The organism is Paenibacillus aquistagni, assembly GCF_900177815.1.
In the GTDB taxonomy this organism is placed as follows: domain Bacteria; phylum Bacillota; class Bacilli; order Paenibacillales; family Paenibacillaceae; genus Paenibacillus_B; species Paenibacillus_B aquistagni.
In genome coordinates, this window is record NZ_FXAZ01000001.1 from 933,364 (window position 1) to 951,124 (window position 17,761).

12 protein-coding genes are annotated in these 17,761 nt (G+C 47.1%); 11 read left to right on the top strand and 1 reads right to left on the bottom strand.

Going from position 1 to position 17,761, the window contains the following annotated elements; genetic code table 11:
- Positions 1 to 79 precede the first annotated feature (79 nt).
- From B9Y93_RS04300 to B9Y93_RS04325, 6 genes are all read left to right on the top strand, one after another.
- Positions 80 to 1,075: an inorganic phosphate transporter gene (locus B9Y93_RS04300; protein ID WP_085493092.1), complete on the top strand. Its 996-nt coding sequence runs from the start codon at positions 80 to 82 to the stop codon at positions 1,073 to 1,075.
- Positions 1,076 to 1,338: 263 nt separating this feature from the next.
- Positions 1,339 to 2,778, top strand: coding sequence for an SWIM zinc finger family protein (locus tag B9Y93_RS04305; protein ID WP_085493093.1), 1,440 nt, complete (start codon positions 1,339 to 1,341; stop codon positions 2,776 to 2,778).
- 12 nt (positions 2,779 to 2,790) lie between these two features.
- The gene (locus B9Y93_RS04310) at positions 2,791 to 4,638 is read left to right on the top strand and encodes a HEAT repeat domain-containing protein (protein ID WP_085493094.1); all 1,848 of its coding nucleotides are present in this window, start codon (positions 2,791 to 2,793) and stop codon (positions 4,636 to 4,638) included.
- A 37-nt stretch (positions 4,639 to 4,675) separates the two neighbouring features.
- A complete protein-coding gene (locus B9Y93_RS04315; RefSeq protein WP_085493095.1) occupies positions 4,676 to 5,779 on the top strand; it encodes an AAA family ATPase in 1,104 nt (367 codons plus the stop codon).
- Positions 5,776 to 8,151 carry a DUF5682 family protein gene (locus B9Y93_RS04320; protein ID WP_085493096.1) on the top strand — a complete coding sequence of 792 codons (2,376 nt, stop codon included), beginning with the start codon at positions 5,776 to 5,778 and terminating at the stop codon, positions 8,149 to 8,151. Before B9Y93_RS04315 ends, B9Y93_RS04320 begins: the two co-directional genes overlap by 4 nt.
- A gap of 2 nt (positions 8,152 to 8,153) precedes the next feature.
- Positions 8,154 to 9,371 (top strand): VWA domain-containing protein, encoded by a 1,218-nt coding sequence (locus tag B9Y93_RS04325; RefSeq protein WP_085493097.1) that lies wholly within the window; start codon positions 8,154 to 8,156, stop codon positions 9,369 to 9,371.
- 99 nt (positions 9,372 to 9,470) lie between these two features.
- Here the strand turns inward: B9Y93_RS04325 and B9Y93_RS04330 are convergent, their stop codons facing one another.
- Entirely contained in the window at positions 9,471 to 10,733 is a 1,263-nt protein-coding gene (locus B9Y93_RS04330) for a DUF438 domain-containing protein (protein ID WP_085493098.1), read from the bottom strand.
- Between the two features lie 459 nt (positions 10,734 to 11,192).
- On the opposite strand from B9Y93_RS04330, the gene B9Y93_RS04335 reads away from it, so the two are divergent.
- From B9Y93_RS04335 to B9Y93_RS04355, 5 genes are all read left to right on the top strand, one after another.
- Entirely contained in the window at positions 11,193 to 11,570 is a 378-nt protein-coding gene (locus B9Y93_RS04335) for a PadR family transcriptional regulator (RefSeq protein WP_085493099.1), read from the top strand.
- Between the two features lie 157 nt (positions 11,571 to 11,727).
- A complete protein-coding gene (locus tag B9Y93_RS04340) occupies positions 11,728 to 13,014 on the top strand; it encodes an alpha-L-fucosidase (RefSeq protein WP_085493100.1) in 1,287 nt (428 codons plus the stop codon).
- A gap of 314 nt (positions 13,015 to 13,328) precedes the next feature.
- Positions 13,329 to 14,573, top strand: a complete 1,245-nt coding sequence (locus tag B9Y93_RS04345) for a peptidase (protein ID WP_176228836.1) — start codon at positions 13,329 to 13,331, stop codon at positions 14,571 to 14,573.
- A gap of 363 nt (positions 14,574 to 14,936) precedes the next feature.
- On the top strand, positions 14,937 to 16,184 hold the full coding sequence (locus tag B9Y93_RS04350; RefSeq protein ID WP_085493102.1) for a hypothetical protein: 1,248 nt from the start codon (positions 14,937 to 14,939) through the stop codon (positions 16,182 to 16,184).
- 263 nt (positions 16,185 to 16,447) lie between these two features.
- Complete coding sequence (locus tag B9Y93_RS04355; RefSeq protein ID WP_085493103.1) at positions 16,448 to 17,587, top strand: glucosaminidase domain-containing protein; 1,140 nt, start codon at positions 16,448 to 16,450, stop codon at positions 17,585 to 17,587.
- The last annotated feature ends 174 nt before the right edge of the window (positions 17,588 to 17,761 follow it).

Genomic DNA, 17,761 nt, shown 5'->3' on the forward strand with positions numbered 1-17,761 from the left:
AGTAGCGAATGACTAATATGAAGACATAATCAGGAAAGACAACAAAAAAACAATTGAACCATACATGAGGAGCTTGGAGATGGAAATCAACTACTGGGTGCTTGGCATCGTCATTGTTTTGGCGTTATCTTTCGATTTTATTAATGGTTTTCATGACACGGCAAATGCAATTGCAACGTCAATCTCTACACGCGCATTAACACCAAAAGCGGCAATCATCTTGGCTGCGGTTATGAACTTTATTGGCGCGCTGCTGTTCTCAGGGGTCGCTGAGACAATTGGAGGCAGCGTAGCGAATCCCATGGAGCTTGATAATGGGATACCGATTGTTATCGCTACCCTCATAGCCGCCATACTATGGAATCTTCTAACATGGTGGTTTGGCATACCGTCTTCTTCATCTCACGCGCTGATCGGTGCGCTGGCGGGGGCTGTCTTCATTGGAGCAGGTCCATCCATGGTGAATTGGAGGGGCTTTATCGGCATTGTACAAGCCCTAATCTTTTCTCCCCTGATTGGGTTTGGCATTGGATACGTGATCATGACGATTCTAAAATGGATCTTTGCGAAGAAAAATCCTCATACGGTCAACAAGGGCTTTCGGACCCTGCAAATCTTCACCGCGGCCCTGCAGTCCTTTACACATGGCACGAACGACGCTCAAAAGGCGATGGGGATCATTACATTTGCGCTTGTGTCGGCACGGGTTCAGGATCATCTTGAAGTGCCGTTCTGGGTAAAGCTGTCCGCAGCTACAGCCATCGCGCTTGGTTCCTCCGTAGGAGGCTGGAAGATTATTAAGACGATGGGCACGAAGCTGTTCAAGATCGAGCCGATTAATGGATTTGCAGCAGATGTTACGGGTGCTAGCGTCATATTCAGTGCAACGCTGCTCCATCTGCCAGTAAGCACCACGCATGTGATCACATCGGCGATTCTTGGTGTTGGCTCAGCCAAACGTTTTTCATCTGTCAAATGGTCTACAGCTGGTCAGATCGTCATTACGTGGTTTATTACCATTCCAATCACAGCGACGCTTGCAGGACTTATTTTTAAGCTGATGTTTGGCTGGTAGAATGTTCTCTGACGAACAAACATCATAAGAATTGAGTTGGAAGAAAGTCTACGATCTTCGGTCACGAGGACATGTGGGCTTTTTTTGTTCAAAAAATATTACATTTTGAAAAAAAGGAAACGGATGTTCGGTGTAGAATTTGGAATAAGCGGTGCTTTTTTTGTCGAAAAAGAGGTAGCCCAAATAGCTGATATCGATCTTTCCTGAAACGAATGATCATGTCATGCGTTTTAATAGGAATAGACAACAGGAGGAGGAATAGTGTGATAGAGATAACGGAAGGATACATAGATGCGATGGCGCCAAACGCGTCAGCGATCAAGAATGCTCAAGGCCTTGTTAGGAAACGCAGCTACGTCGAGTTGAAGCAGTCGAAAGACGGCACGCTCTTGTTTGGGGAATGCGCGGGAAGCGGGAAGTCGAATTATTCGTGCTCTGCTGACTTTGTGAACAAAGAACAGCCTGTGCTGCGGTGTTCTTGTCCGAGCAGGCAGTTTCCTTGCAAGCATTCCCTTGGATTGCTGTATGCATTTGCCGCAGGCCAGCCGTTCGCTGAGTCAGACATTCCAGAGGATATACTAGCGAAGCGGGAAAAAGCCGAGAAGCGAGAGCTTAAAAAGCAGCAAGATGGCGATGCAAAGGATGCGAAACCAAAGCCGAAAAAGGTGAATAAATCAGCGCTCAAGAAGAAGATTCAAGCCCAGCTTGAAGGGTTGGATTTACTTGAGAAGCTTACCTTATCTCTAGTGCGTAGTGGCTTAGGAACGATAGATAAAACGGTGCTGAAGTCGATGAAGGACCATGTTAAGCAGCTTGGCAACCATTATTTGACCGGTGCTCAAATCGAGCTTCGCCGGCTTGTTCTTCTATTGGAAGAAAAGAATCTGGAGGAGAACTATTCACAAGCCATGGAGCAAATGATTCTCCTCCATGCGTTTATCAAAAAAGGCCGTGCGCACTTGACGGCGAAGCTTGCTGATCCCGAACTTCCGCTAGACTCTGAGACGACGATTGAAGAGTGGCTTGGACATGCGTGGCAGCTTAGCGAACTGCATGATATTGGATTTGTTCATAGAGAGGCAGAGCTTATTCAGCTTGCTTTCTTAAGCTATGACGATAAGGGAAGACAGGAGTTTGTCGATCAGGGCTATTGGCTCGAAACCTCCACGGGTGAAGTGAATCGCACGCTTCAATTCCGCCCATACAAAGCGGCCAAATTCATAAAAGAAGAGGACAGCTTCTTCGATGCCGTGCTCGTTAGCGAGCTGTATCGTTATCCTGGCGATATCAATCGAAGAATACGCTGGGAAGCGATGACAGCACGACCGTTATCCGAACAGGATTATGAGTCTATACACAAAAATGCCCATCGCTCCTTCGCAGATGTCATCAAGCAGGTGAAAAATCAGCTTAAGAACCCGCTTGGCGATCGTCATCCTGTCATGCTGGTGCATGTTAGCCGCATTCAAGAGAGCGAGGAAGGGCAATTCGTATGCCTTGATGAGAACGGCCAGCAGCTGCAATTGGAAGATACCAAATATTATGGCTGCAGCACGGTCTCGCTTCTGCCTTATGTGCCTAAAGCGATGCTTGAGGATGTTCAATTGCTGGTTATGTTTGAGCACCAGCAAGATCGTGGCCAGTTGATCGCACAGCCGCTAACTCTAATCAAAGGCACGGATATGCTCCGTCTCTTGTACTAAGGAGGTAAGACGATGAGTACAGCATTGCTGCAAGAGCTATATCAAGAAGTACGTCGAATCTATATTGCAGGAAGTGAATTGGCTGTCGAAGACTTTCGTCTGAAGCGATTACAGCCTTCGTTCGAGAAGTTGGGAGAACGAGCGCCTGTGTTCAAGCGGATAGGCGAGTGCATACAAGAACTCATTTCGAGAGAGTCGCAAGTCTCTCAATCTTCAGCAGAAAAATTGCAGGATCTAGGCCTGCTGCTTAGTTCCGTATTGAAGACCTTAGGAACTACTGGCGACCAAGGCGAATGTAGGGATATTGAGAACATTCCCCACTCCTTAACCACACATCTGTCCTATCGGAAGCTGGCGCTTGTGCAGGAAGCTTTGACAACTACCGGCAGCGGACGATATGAAGTGGTTAAAGATGCGTATGAAGCAGGGATGTTTCATGACTTGCGCTTACTGCCTTATGCCATTCGAGCGCTGAGTGATCCCTATAGCGAGATTGCGGAGCTGGCTGAGAAGAGCATTCTTCCAAGCTACGGCGAAGAGATCATCCCCCATTTGAAGACTTCCTTCGAAGCCTGCGGCGGTAAAGTTCAAGCGAGAACCCTGGGAGCGATTGCTGCCATAGGTGGCAAGGGAGTCTCGGAACTGCTGATTGAAGCCGCTCACTCAGGCTCTGATGATGTGAAGGTGGTCGCGATTCGGCATTTGGGTGCTTATGACCAATATGATGAGGAACTGTTTGGCTTCGCAGCAGCTAAGAAGAAAGCATTACGAGAAGCCGCATATGACGCGCTGTCCCAACGAGGATCGGACCAAGCGATTGAACGCATCTATGAAGCATTCAGCGGAAAAGACATGGAAACCGCTTTAACCGCGGTTCAGCAGTGTGATTCTCCTAAGCTTACCGATATGATTGTCGAAGGCTTGAACTCGGAGCTTAAGCTTGCTGAAGAGCTAAAAGGAGATAAGAAGAAAAGTGATCAGCTGTGGCAGCGGGTTCAATATTTTTTAAGAGCGCTTTACGATAAACAAAGCCCTGCGCTAGAAGAACTTTTTTCTGGTATCATCGATCAATATACGCATTACATGAAATATGGGTGGCTGGAGCTGTATGACCAAGCTGCCATATACATCGAAGAGAACATGTCTGCGGACGGACTAAGCAAGCTGCAAGCCTTGGAGAAAGCGAATCCACGCTATATGCCGCATGCTTTCCGTATGTCACATGCGTATCTTACTCCTGCTGAGCTGTATGAACGATATGCGCCAATCTTATCGAATAAGGCGAACACATTATCTGCTAAGGACGCTCAAAAGTTCAAGGAATCGTTGATTGAAACCATACAAGATATGATCTATTCACGAGAATATGCAGCTTACAGCCTGCCTGATCTCACGATTCAAAACGAAATCTGGCTGTCCTCCGTTATCATCCCGCCTGCTAATCTATTAGCTGACAAATGGGATGAACGATGGCTGGATGTGTTTGTAGAAGCGCAAGCCTTTGATCTTGTATGCGCCTTTGCGAGACCCGGGCACAAAGGAGCAGAACATCTCTTGCTAAGCAGGGCTCATATGCCACCGAAGCGTGTGACGGACTTCGCGAGCAAGCTGCTGCAAGGACTCATTCGTGTTGGAGTTCAAGAGGAGCAATGTGCAGAGATTCTGATCGGGTTGCTGGAGTCAAAGAACTGTGACTTATTCGATAAGCTTCTCGTGGATTATATGAAGAAGCTTGCGCCTGAATATCTAGATCAACTAATAGCTGTTCAGTCGAAGAGCAGCATGTATTCGACTAATCTGCTGCTCCAGCATATCATCAATCATTTGGAAATGAAGCATAAAGAGGAAACGACAGCATAACAATTGCCATTACTCTAGAGATAAGGGAGAGGAATACATGTCCACAACGGAGCATGAGACGCAAGAGATGATGCGCTTACCAGCTGAGCAATTATATCGCGAGGAACTGGAGGCGCTTAAGAAGGCAGATAAGGGAAAAGTGCCTGTTGGCTGGCAGATGTCACCGCAGGCCGTTCTTGCTTTTATTACAGGCGGCAAGGCAGGGAGTACCGTAATCACGCCAAAATATATTGGCAATAAGCGCCTTGTTGAGATGGCGATTGCAACACTAGTCACAGATCGGGCGCTGCTTCTCATAGGAGAACCGGGAACAGCGAAGTCATGGCTGTCTGAGAATCTATCAGCTGCTATATATGGACATTCGGGGTTGGTCGTGCAAGGAACGGCAGGTACGACGGAGGAGCAGGTGCGTTATTCCTGGAACTATGCAATGCTGCTCGCGCAAGGTCCTTCCCAAGAAGCGCTGGTGAAGAGTCCGATCATGCGTGCGATGGAGGCAGGCGGCCTTGCACGCTTTGAGGAGATATCACGCTGTGCCTCAGAAGTACAGGATGCGCTGATCTCAATTCTGTCAGAGAAGACCATCTCCATCCCTGAACTGGGCAGAGAAATTAACGCCGCTAAAGGTTTCTCTATCATTGCCACTGCGAATACAAGGGACCGTGGGGTTAATGAAATGTCTGCTGCTTTGAAGCGGCGCTTTAATATTATTGTGCTGCCAACTCCATCCGATATGGAGACAGAAGTAGAGATTGTGAGAAAGCGGGTGAAGGAGATTGCTGCTGCTTATGATTTGCAGGCGGCTGCACCAGCCGATGAGGCGCTCTACAAGGTGGTAACGATCTTCCGTGAACTTCGCAGCGGCATGACACTAGACAAGAAGGAGAAGCTCAAGTCGCCAGCAGGTGTGATATCAACTGCAGAAGCTATCTCGCTGCTAACGAACAGCATGGCGCTTGCAGCAAGCTTTGGCAGCGGCGAGTTGTCGGATGAAGATCTGGCTGCTGGTCTGCAAGGAGCAATCGTGAAGGATGATGTGAAGGATAAGCTGGTATGGAAAGAGTATTTGGAGAATGTCATGAAGAAGCGCGGCGCGGAATGGAGAGGCTTGTATGCGGCATGCAAGGAGATGAATGAGTGAATACGACAGCTGAAGCGACGGTACACATCTTTGGCGTTCGTCACTTGTCGCCAGCAGGCGCTAAGCATTTGCTCGATGTAATGGAGCAAGTCCGTCCCACCGCAGTGCTGATCGAAGGTCCTCAAGATGCTAGCCCAGAAATACGCCACCTGACGAACCCGAATACGAAGCCGCCAGTCGCGATCTTGGCGTTTACCGATGAACTTCCCGTTCGAACGGCTATGTGGCCTTTTGCCGTCTATTCACCGGAATATCAGGCAATGCTGTGGGCGGCAGGCAATGGCGCACATTGCGCTTTTATTGACCTGCCTACATCCGCTGTATTAGCGCTTCAAAGCGTACGTTCCGAGGATGTGCCGGACTTGGTTGAAGAAGCAGAGAGGGAGAATGATCGCCATTCTCCTGATGTGCCGGCACTAGAAGCAGACCTGCCGAATGAAGGTCTGAATGAGCAAGAAGCATCGATCTATCAGCGCATTGCAGCACTTGCCGGTGAGCAGGATTATGATATGTACTGGGAGCGTCATTATGAGCACAATATGAGCCCTGGAGCATACCAACAAGCAATCTTGGCCTTCTCTGAGCAAATGAGAGCGTTGACGGAGCCAATGGAAAGCAGCTTGAAGCGAACGGAATATGCATACAATGCTGTGCGTGAAGCCTACATGCTTCGTCAAATTCAGGAAACAATCGCAGCTGGCCATCAGCCGGACAAGATTGTTGTCGTATGCGGCGCCTATCATGCTGCTGCGCTTGCGAATGGCCTTAACGCGATGAGTGATGACGAGCTTGCAGCGCTGCCAACAAGAAGCTCCAAGCTCACGCTGATGCCGTATTCATACTATCGATTGTCCAGCATGTCCGGATATGGTGCTGGCAACAATGCTCCTCATTATTATGAGCTCATGTGGGAGCATATAACAGCTGGTACGCTTGATCAGCTGCCCGAGCACTACTTGTCGCGTGCAGCAAGATTGCTGCGTGAAGCAGGAACGCATCGATCGACTGCCGAGGTCATTGAAGCAGTGCGGCTCGCACAATCGCTTGCTGCCTTGCATAACGGCAGCGCACCGACCTTACTGGATTTGCGGGACGCAGCCAAGACGCTGCTTGGTCAAGGCGAGCTTGGAGCCGTAGCGGAAGCCTTGGCTCGACTGGACGTGGGGACGGCCATCGGTTTATTGGCTGAGGGCGTGAGTCAGACCCCCATCCAAGATGACTTGAACCGATTCTTGCGACAGCTGAAGCTTGAGAAATACAAGACGACGGTGGCTGCAGATCTGGCGCTTGACTTGCGAGAGAATCGGCGAGTGAAGTCCGAGGAGGCTCGCTTTCTTGATCTCAAGCGTTCAACCTTGTTTCACCGTCTGCAATTGCTGGGCATATCACTCGCGAAGTATAGAGGGAGCGGGCAAGAGCAGGCGACTTGGGCTGAGCATTGGGTGATCCAGTGGACGCCAGAGGTGGAGATCGAAGTTGTGGAGTCTACCTTGCTAGGTGAGACAATTGAGGTGGCTTGTGCATTTGTTCTGCAGCAGAAGCTGCAGGAATGCACATCCATCGATGAAGCGGCCAAGCTGATACGCACTGCTTGTGAGTGTGCGCTGCTTACACAGATGGATGCGGCTCGACAGGTTCTGCAGCATATCGCTGCTGACAGTCAGGACGTGGTGCAGATGGGAGCTGCTGCACACGAGCTGTCTATGATCATTCGCTATGGCGACGTGAGGCGTATGGATACGACACCGCTTGAACCGCTGTTGGCGCAGCTGTTCTTGCGCGCAAGCTTATTTTTGCTTGATGCCAGCAGCTGTAATGATGAAGCGTCTGCCGCGATGTTAAGTGCGATCAATCAGTTGAACAGTATTGCATTGGATCATCAGGAGCAGGTGGAAGATGAGTTGTGGATACAGCAGTTAACGGAGCTGGCCCGGCGTGATGACCGCAATCCGCGCTTGTCTGGATTCGCCTGTGCGATCCTGTTAGAGCGCAATATCTTATCAGCAAGCCAGTGTGCAGAAGAGGTATCCCGACGCTTATCCCCAGGCATCCCCGCGGATATCGGTGCAGGATGGTTTGAGGGCTTGTCGATGCGCAACCGCTATGCATTGCTGTCACGCATGAGCTTATGGGAGCAATTAAATGCCTATATCGAATCCTTGGATGACGAGGAGTTTCGCCGTGCACTTGTGTTCTTGCGCCGATCATTCAGCACCTTTAATCCTAGCGAGAAAGTGATGATTGCTGAGATACTAGGAGAGCTGTGGGGAATTGAGCCTGAGGAAGTGGAAGAGGCGCTTGGTGGAGAGCTGAAGGAGGACGAAGCAGATATGCTTGAACAATTGAATGATTTTGATTTTGAGGACTTTTAGGTATGGTTCAATACGCAGATAAGACATCGATTTCCAGGTGGCGGCTAATTCTAGGGCAAGCAGCCGAGCAGCAGCTCTCCTCCTATGGTGCGGATGGTACGGCAGTGTTGTCAGAAGAAGAGCAGATTATGGATCAGGCGCTTGCTGATATCTATGATGATACGCTTGGCACTGAAAGTGGCGGCGGGGCGATAGACAGCAGTCGTGGAGCAGGCCAAGGCAAGTCAGCCCCGCGGCTCTCCAAGTGGCTCGGGGATGTTAGAACCTTCTTCCCTGATGACGTGGTATCGATTATTCAGCATGATGCGATGGAGCGCAAAGGTTGGAAGCAGCTCTTGTTTGAACCGGAGGTGCTGGCTCATGTAAAGCCGGATATTCAGCTTGTAGGCACCTTGCTCACGCTGAAGAACAAAATTCCTGAGAAGACCAAGGATACGGCGCGTATGCTGGTTCAGTCACTAGTGGATGAACTTGTGAAGCGAATGGAAGATGACATTCGCCGTGCGGTCACTGGCGCGCTGAATCGCCGCCAGCATTCTCCGCTGCCGTCTTTAAGCGGCATCGACTGGAAGCGAACGATCCAGCGCAATCTGAAGCATTATGATCGGGACCGCAAGACGCTCATCCCAGAGAAGTTCTACTTCTTTGACCGTGCGCGACGAAGTAACGAGTGGACGGTCATTGTTGATATTGATCAGAGCGGGTCAATGGCCGATTCCGTCATCTGGGCGTCGGTCATCTCCTCCATATTTGCCAGCATTCCAGCACTGAATACGCGAGTGGTCGCATTTGATACGGAAGTGGTGGATTTGACAGAGCAATGCGCCAATGATCCGGTCGATATGCTGTTTGGCATTCAGCTTGGCGGCGGGACAGATATTAACAAGTCCGTTGCCTACTGTGAATCTTTTATTGAGGAACCGAAGAAAACATTGTTTATTCTCGTATCCGATCTGGAAGAGGGAGGCAATCGCGGCGCTCTGATTCGGCGAATGAAAGATATGCGCGAGGCTGGTGTGCGAACGATGTGTTTGCTGGCGCTGTCAGATCAGGGCAAGCCCTATTATGATGAGAGGCTGGCTAAGATCTTATCTAGAGACGGCACGCCATGCTTTGCCTGCACGCCGACCTGGCTGCCTGAATTGGTCGAAGGAGCGTTGAAAGGCCATGATCTTGCAGAGCTCGCAAAGCGATTGTCATCCAAGACAAGCAGTGTATAGCCTTCAATAAGGAATAACATAATTCTAAGGGCATAACACAAATAAGAGCAGGTTCCAGGCGTCAAGCAAAGTGGAACCTGCTCTTGCTCTTTTTTTACGTCAATCTACAGAGAGAATGCGTTTCTCGCCTTCAATAGCTTGAATAGGGCCGATATTTTGAGTGAATTCTAAGGTGCCCATATACTGCCCATCTTCATCTCTAACTGCAAAATATCGAATATAAATCATCTTCTCTTTCATCTTGATCCAGAAGTCTTCTACATCCTTGCGGCCGCATTTGAAGTCCTCCAGCAATTGATTCACCACATGAACGCTTTGAGGAGGGTGGCAGTTCTGTACCGTGCGTCCGATGACGGCCTTCGTGCGAGTGAAAATACGCTCCTTGCCATGCGAGAAGTATCGAACAACATCATCCTGATCGATAAAGGTAAGATCGACAGGCAGATGATTCAGCATCAGTTCCAGCTGCTTGATGCTCAAGATGCCTGTCTCAAAATGAACATAGCCGGCAATAGAGGATGCATCTGGTTCTGGTGCTGCTGCCTCCTGTTCATCTTGGATCGGGTGACGTTCAGGCTTCCATACGCCAGCAGGAGCAACCAAGCAATAGCCGATCTGCTCGCTTTCCTCGGCAATTTTGAGCCACTCGTCTTCTGTCAGCTTGTCTAATGCCATCGGGAGGAGAATGTTTTCTTCCTTGAAGATCATGCCTGTTACTTCCTCAATGATATGCGTTAGCAGAGGTGCAATCGTTCCTCGATCCTGAGTATGGTCTGACAAGATGATCTTGGCCTGCTTGATTGATTCTCGAATATGGTCATCAACCCCCCACATGACTTTGGTTGGCCCATGAATGCCATAACGCTCTAGATAAGGGAACAGCAAATTCTCTTTGCGGCTGTAATGCTTGTCGATATCAAGCAGCAGGTTAAGATCCTCGATCAGCTTGAAGCGGGCATCTTCAGAATCTTCTCTTAGAAAACGCTCCATATGCAGGCTTAGCTTGAAATTGACCAACTGATCAATCGCTTTGTTCTCAAGCTTAAAGGTGTGAATCGGGTGGCCGGGGACATGTTCATCTCCTTGTGCGTGGATCTCTTCAATTGAGCCTTCAAATACGGAGGCATGCACGGAGCAGAGTCGCTGTACTTCACTGACCGGGATTCCTTCTTCCTTCATTAACGCTTCCTCAAGCTTTGAGATATCTGCTACAGACAGCTCGCCAATGGCTTCTTTAAATTCACTTTTTACCTCCTCGACGGATGCACCGGCATGCAGCTGCTTAATAATGTCCTTAAGCTTTTGCTGGCGATGTTCTGTTGCTTCTCTATGCTGTTCACGATTATTTATTATTTCACTCATCATGTATTCCTCCTTGTGTAAGAAGTATTAAGAATGGTTCTCAATAGCAACGATATCAAAAATAGGGGGAGAGCCGTTTGATTGAAATCACATTTTTGCGACAACCGCTCTCAAAATGCGATTTTGCTGAACTTTGTTCAATTAAACATCATAACAATATACGTCCTTACACGTTTAATTGATATGAATCCTGACCTTGTCTAGCTCCTGCCCACATACCCAATCGATAGAGGCGTTTATTTACATTCGAATCAGTTGAAAACACAAGATTAAAGTGAAAATATTCACAATAAATCAGCGAGATTACTATCTAACCGAAGCAAGTTGGGATACTCGTTTACCTTAATAGGCTGGAGCCGCTACCCTTGGAAATCTAGTACTGGAGCACGTATAATGAACATAAGCACATGCATTCAATTTATGATGATTTATATGACGGAATAAAAAGGAGAGAGAGACATGCGCAATACCTCACCTATTCGCAAGGACGAATCGTTAGGTCACGTTGTTAAGGTTCAGCAGGTGATTGATTTTATGGTGCTCGCTGAGCTTAAGAAGGGGCGCCGATATGGAAAAGAGATTGATCAAGTCATTATTGCCTCGTTAGGCGGTGTTGGGGTCAATGATTCCTATCTCTCCAAGCGTCTGCGCGTATTAAATGAAAAGGGGCATACGATCAGCTACTGGGACAGCGATCATCGCTATTTCCGATATTATGAGATTACGGATCTTGGCAGAGAGTACTTGAATCAGCTGCTCAAGGAGCTGCCTGATCGCGTCTCGCTAGCACTTAAAGTGTATCAGATGTTTGATCAGCAATTGAAGAAACATGATTAATGATACCGATATCATAAGAAAGAAAGGAAACGCTTCATTCTTGTTCAAAGAACGAGAAAAACCGTCATGGATCTAACATCATGAACCCAAATGAAGCTTGAACAAGCCGCTTTTTGCGGTTATGTTATAGATGGAACAACAATGAGGAGGCAGGCTAATGGTTCATAAATGGTTTGAAGAGGCAAAGCTCGGTATTTTCATTCACTACGGAATCTATGCTGTAAAAGGAGTTGCGGAATCCTGGTCTTTCTATAATGGAAGAATGTCTTATGAGGAGTACATGAGTCAGCTCGACGGCTTCACAGCGAAGAACTTCGATGCAGACAAGTGGGCGGATCTCATTGAGAAATCGGGTGCCAAGTATGCAGTGTTGACGACAAAGCACCACGATGGCGTTGCGCTTTGGGATACACAGTATAGTGACTTGAATGTGGTGAAGAAGACACCAGCGAAGCGTGATCTTATAAAAGAGTATGCAGAAGCAATTACGAAGAGAGGCATTCGTCTTGGAATGTACTATTCCTTGATCGACTGGTCTCACCCAGACTATCCAAGTGTTTACGAAGGCGGCGTTGTGCCTGAGGATCCTAGCAAAATGAATCCATTTGCCTATCCAACGGATGGGGTTCAGGATCAAGAGAAATGGCAGCGTTTCCTTGAGTTTAACAACAATCAGCTTAAAGAGGTCCTTACTAACTTCGGTAAAGTCGATCTTCTCTGGTTTGATGGCGATTGGGAACGCAGTGCTGAGCAATGGGGACTGCCGGCGTTCAAGGATTACCTGCTTTCCTTCAATAAGGACTTGATTATCAACTCCCGTCTGCAAGGTCATGGCGACTACAAAACGCCGGAGCAAGGGATACCGATAACACGACCTGAAGGCCCTTGGGAATTTTGTACGACAATGAACCGTTCATGGGGATATACAGGCGACGAGCATTATAAGACACTAGACCAGATCATTCGCATGTTCTGTGACTGCATCACGATGGGCGGCAATATGCTGCTTGATATCGGACCAATGGAAGACGGCACGATCGTGAAGCGTCAAGAAGAAACGTTGCTTGGTCTTGGTGCTTGGATTCGTGAGCATGAAGAAGCGGTCTTTGGTACAGATGAAGGGATTATGACTCGCTACTGGCTGGGCGGAAGCACCGTATCCAAAGACAAGCAGACGCTGTATCTATTCGTCTATGATAGTCCTAAGGAAAGCGTGTGCTTGAAGGGCTTGTCCAACAAGATCAATAAGATCACGGTTCTTCACTCCGGCAAAGAGCTGACCCATGTTATTCATGGCGGCGTGCCTTGGTTCAACATCCCAGGAACAACTTGGATTCATTTGACGCCTGAGGACTGCCATGAGCATGTCACGGTATTGAAGCTTGAGCTTGAAGGAGAGCTTGATATGTACGGTGGTTCTGGAGCTGTTGTTACACACAACTAAGAAGTTTGTAAAGTTCAATCCTACTTGTTCATAAGAAGCTAGATTGCTCATAAGAAGTTAGAAGCTGCTAGAATAATGATTGGGATATGACGAAGACGGTATTCATGTGCGTTAAACGCAATGGGTGCCGTTTTTTTATGGATGCTGGAATGGTTCATGCTATTTATGCGATAATAATCGAAAAATAATAGCATGCAAGTGAAACCTTTAGCATGCATGCTACGTCTAAAATATGAAATCAAGAACAGATGTTAATGTGTACATTCCATATTTGATAAGAGAGCAACAAGCATAACCTACTACTGGAGGAATGAATGATGAAGAATATGTACAAAGTGCTCGCGACAACAACAATCCTAGCAATGCTGGCTGCGCCTATGGCAGCAAGCGCTCATAACGCAAACAAACCGATTACCCCTCCGGGGAAAGTTAATTCATACCACGCTAGCAATACTGCTAAAGAAAAATCAAATAAGCATGTTGCAGGCACGCTGGGTCAAATCACGAACCTGGTAAATGATAAGTCTGGTAAATTCATTACGGTAACAGGCCGAGGTCTATCACATACAGATCAAGATGAGATTATTCTAAGCATTACGGATCAAACGAAGATTGTTGACGCCAAAGGCAAACGTGTTGATCTTCAATCTATTATCGATAACAAACAAGTGGTGAAAGCATTCTATGATGGCAGCATTACGAGAAGCATTCCGGCTCGCGGCACCGCGTTAACCTTAGTCGTACAGGATTACTCCTTCTTCGCGATCACAGGTGAAGTTACGAGCGTTTCAGATGGCCGAATTACCGTAGAAGGCACCAACATGTACACGAAAGTCAATGAGACTATGATTCTACGTATTGTCCCACAAGCAAAGATCTACGATGAGGCAGGCAAGAAGCTGAAAAAAGACGGCCTTGAGAAAGGCATGAAGATTACCGCATTCTTTGGGCCAACGGTTGCTGAGAGCTATCCAGCCCAATCCACAACGAATTACATTACGGTTCATGCCTCAAATGATGACGGCAAGCATGATGAAGATACACATGGCACAGACGGAATCATTGTGAGCCATCATGATGGACGCATTCTCGTTGCGGGCAAAGGCATTACCGAGTACGGCCAGCAATATGTGGAGCTTCATATTGATGAAAAGACTCAAATCGTAGACGAGAAAGGCAACAAGCTGAACGAAGATGCACTGAAGACAGAAGGTCGTGTCGAAGTCTATTATGGGCCGTACATGTCGTTTAGCTATCCACCGCAAGGACATGCAGATAAAGTGATTGTGAAAGAGCAGAAGACATTCAAACTGGAGGGCACTATCGAAAAATCAGATTTTACTAATGAATCGCGTGTCTATCTAAATGTAGGATCTGATGATAATAAAGGAAATGACCTGATTATTAAGATAAATGAAGATACCGCAATGCCGCTATTAAGAGGTGCAGAGGATCTGAAAGACGGCACTAAAGTGGTGGTGTATTACAATGGAATCGTCGCTAAGTCCTTGCCAGGTCAAGCAACCGCTGATGTGATTCTGGTCGACCATCAAGAATAATACAAGGATCATCGTTTGAATTTGCTTTCTTATAGCCTCTAATAAAGCTGCTTCACATTGACAAATGGTCAATTGAGGCAGCTTTTTTATGTTGTCATGCTGAAAAGGCACCGTACAGGTCATAATCACCTTTAAAAATGCGAGGAATGGAGTGGATGTGAAGTATTGGCCTCTCCCTTTGTAACCGCTGTTAGGCAGTCATTCGTCCCCTGCTAGATTTTGCTAGCTAATCTTATGAAAAAAATCGTCAGCATTCGCAACCTTTTGAAACCAAGCCCCGTCTAGGTAGATGTATCAGGAAGCAAGTTCAAATAAACATGTGATCTCATTTTTGTGCACACATATACACTGGAGGAATGACTTATGAAAAGCATGTACAAAGTTCTAGCAACGACTACAATTATGGCAATGTTGGCAGTACCAATGGCTGCTAGCGCACAAGTATCTACTCAGCCTGTAAAAGCAGGGGTTGTCCAAACAAAGGATCTTTCCGATAAGAAGGTACTTGGGACGATGGGCCAAATGACCAACTATGTGAACAATGAAGACGGAACATTCATGACAATAACAGGCCGCGGTGTTACGCCTGACGCTCAGCGTGAAATGATTCTATCCATTAACGAGCAAACGAAAATTATCGATGCAAAAGGCAACAAGGTAGATCTGACGAAGATTGTGGAGTCCTTGATCAAAGGAGACAAAGTTGTCAAAGCATTCTATGATGCGAACATTACGAAGAGTCTACCTGCTCGTGGAACAGCATTGACAATCATCATTCAAGACTACACGATGTCTGGCATCACAGGTGAAGTGACTTCTGCGGACAATGGCCGTCTGACTGTTGAAGGCACGAACATTTATACGGGTAGTAAAGAAACGATGATTTTGAATCTCGATCCTAAAGCTGAAATTTACGGCGAAGGCGGCAAAGCCTTGAAGCAAGAGGATCTTAAAGCTGGCATGAACATCACTGCATTCTATGGTCCAGCGGTGACCGCGAGCCTTCCTGCTCAATCTTCAACCAATTATATTCTTGTGAATGGACAAGGGGATAACACTGGCGAGAACAATGGAGGAGAAGAAGCGAACGACCTTATTGGAACAGATGGCATCATTATGAATAAATCCAATGATCGCATTACAGTCGTGGGCAAAGGCCTCGAAGGCGGTCAGCACTATGTGATGCTTGGTGTAGATAAAGATACCGTAATTGTAGATGAAAATGGAAAAACATTGACTGCGGATGCTTTGAAAGCTGATGTTCGCGTGGACGCTTTCTATGGTCCGATGATGACGATGAGCTATCCAGGTCAAGCACATGCAGCGAAGATTGTGGTGAAGGCGCAAGAGACATTCAAGATTGAAGGAACCATTGAAAAAATGGATCGCGATCTTAAAAACAGCATCTATGTAAATGTTGGCTCTGATGACAATACAGCAAATGATCTTATTCTTCATATCAGTGAAGATACCATCATGCCTAACGTACAAGGCATTGAGGACCTGAAGCAAGGAACCAAGATCGTGGCTTACCACAGCGCTGCTGTCACGATGTCCTTGCCTGGAATGACAAATGCAGAGATCATAATGATCGACGGCTTTGTAAAATAAATTTCTTAAAATGGAAATGAAGCAGTTCTCTTAAAAAAAGAGACAGCTATCAAGGGTTCAAGCCTTTGGTAGCTGTTTCTTTTTTGTCATTTTCAAGTGCTGATAACAGCCTAGATTAGGGGTCGTCAAAAAAAGATGGTCATTTTTGTAACCAATGGCTCGTATACTCTCAATACTTGAGGTTGTCTCTATCTCGTTCATGGCACGGTCTCACCTTATCTAACCAATTCGGGTTGACCCCATATGAAGAAAGAGGTGTACGTATGCGAAAGTTATTGAACCGTCAAGTTGTCATTTACGCCCTTAGCATAGCGCTGCTGTTTATTTTGGGATTTGAAGTTCACCAAAATACATATGCTGCTGATCAGGAGCAGCAAGCTGTTTCCGTGGAAGATAAATTGAAAACATGGGAGTTTCTGAGCGCTTGGAACACACCGGCCTTTTATCCTTACTTGAATCAAACACCTGAGCAGACTGCATTTCCATTGTTAACGCCGATTCGTCAATATTCCACCCATAAAGAGCAATTATTAGAGCAAGCCTCCCAAGCTGCAGGACTTGTTCCACAGAATAACCAGTCAATCCTTGCACAGACAGATGCCTATCAAGGGGAACAGAATAAGTCTATAGAACCTCCCATGCCGACAAAGCTTGATGTGAATCAGGAGCAATATGAAGTAACGGCTTATTATTTGAATGTGCGTTCGAAGCCCAATGCCTCTTCTTCGATTGTAAATGTGGTAGAGAAGGATACGATCCTAGAGATCATCCAAGAGCTGGACAATGGCTGGCTGCAGCTGCAAGGCGAGGGGTATGTGAATGGTCATTATACAAAGAAGGCAACTAAGACGGCCACACAGGCAAAACAACAAGCTAGAAATGTCGCAGCAGACAAGCAAGCTGCTGTCGAGCTGCCAAAGGACAATGTGAAGACCTTGAGCTTAACAAAATCTAAGCCTCAAAAGCCTAACTCCAAAGTCAGCTCATCATCAGGGCTAACGGTTGAGCATATTGAACGTATGTTCAAGGGGACCGCTTTAGCCAATCAAGATTTGGAAGAGACGATCATGTCGGTTGAAGAAGAGTATGGCATTAATGCCTACTTCACGATTGCCGTAATGAAGCTTGAGAGCGGCAACGGCAAGAGCCGATTAGCCAAGGAGCATAATAACTTATTTGGACTCAATGCGACTGGAGGAAGCAATCGTCAGGCGTTCCGCTTCGAGGAGAAGAAGGATAGCGTGGAGAAGTTTGGTCAGCTGTTGTCGCGCAATTACGTTAAAAAGGGATACACCTCCGTGGAAAAGGTCGCAGGGAAGTACTGCCCGGTAGATCCGGATTGGCCGGATATGGTAACCTCTATTATGAATAGCGACTACCGTAAAATTAGGGATACCTTCTAGCCCTTGCGGATGGTGGAGAGGTATCCAACCCCGTTATTCAGGCACGAACAGTATTGATGACGATTAAATGTGTTGTGCCTGTGTTCATGCACGCATGGTGCACGAAGACCATTTTCGATGAAAAAGATAAAGCTGCTTCAGCTTTTGTTCATAGCCATCATGAAAACGCGTAAG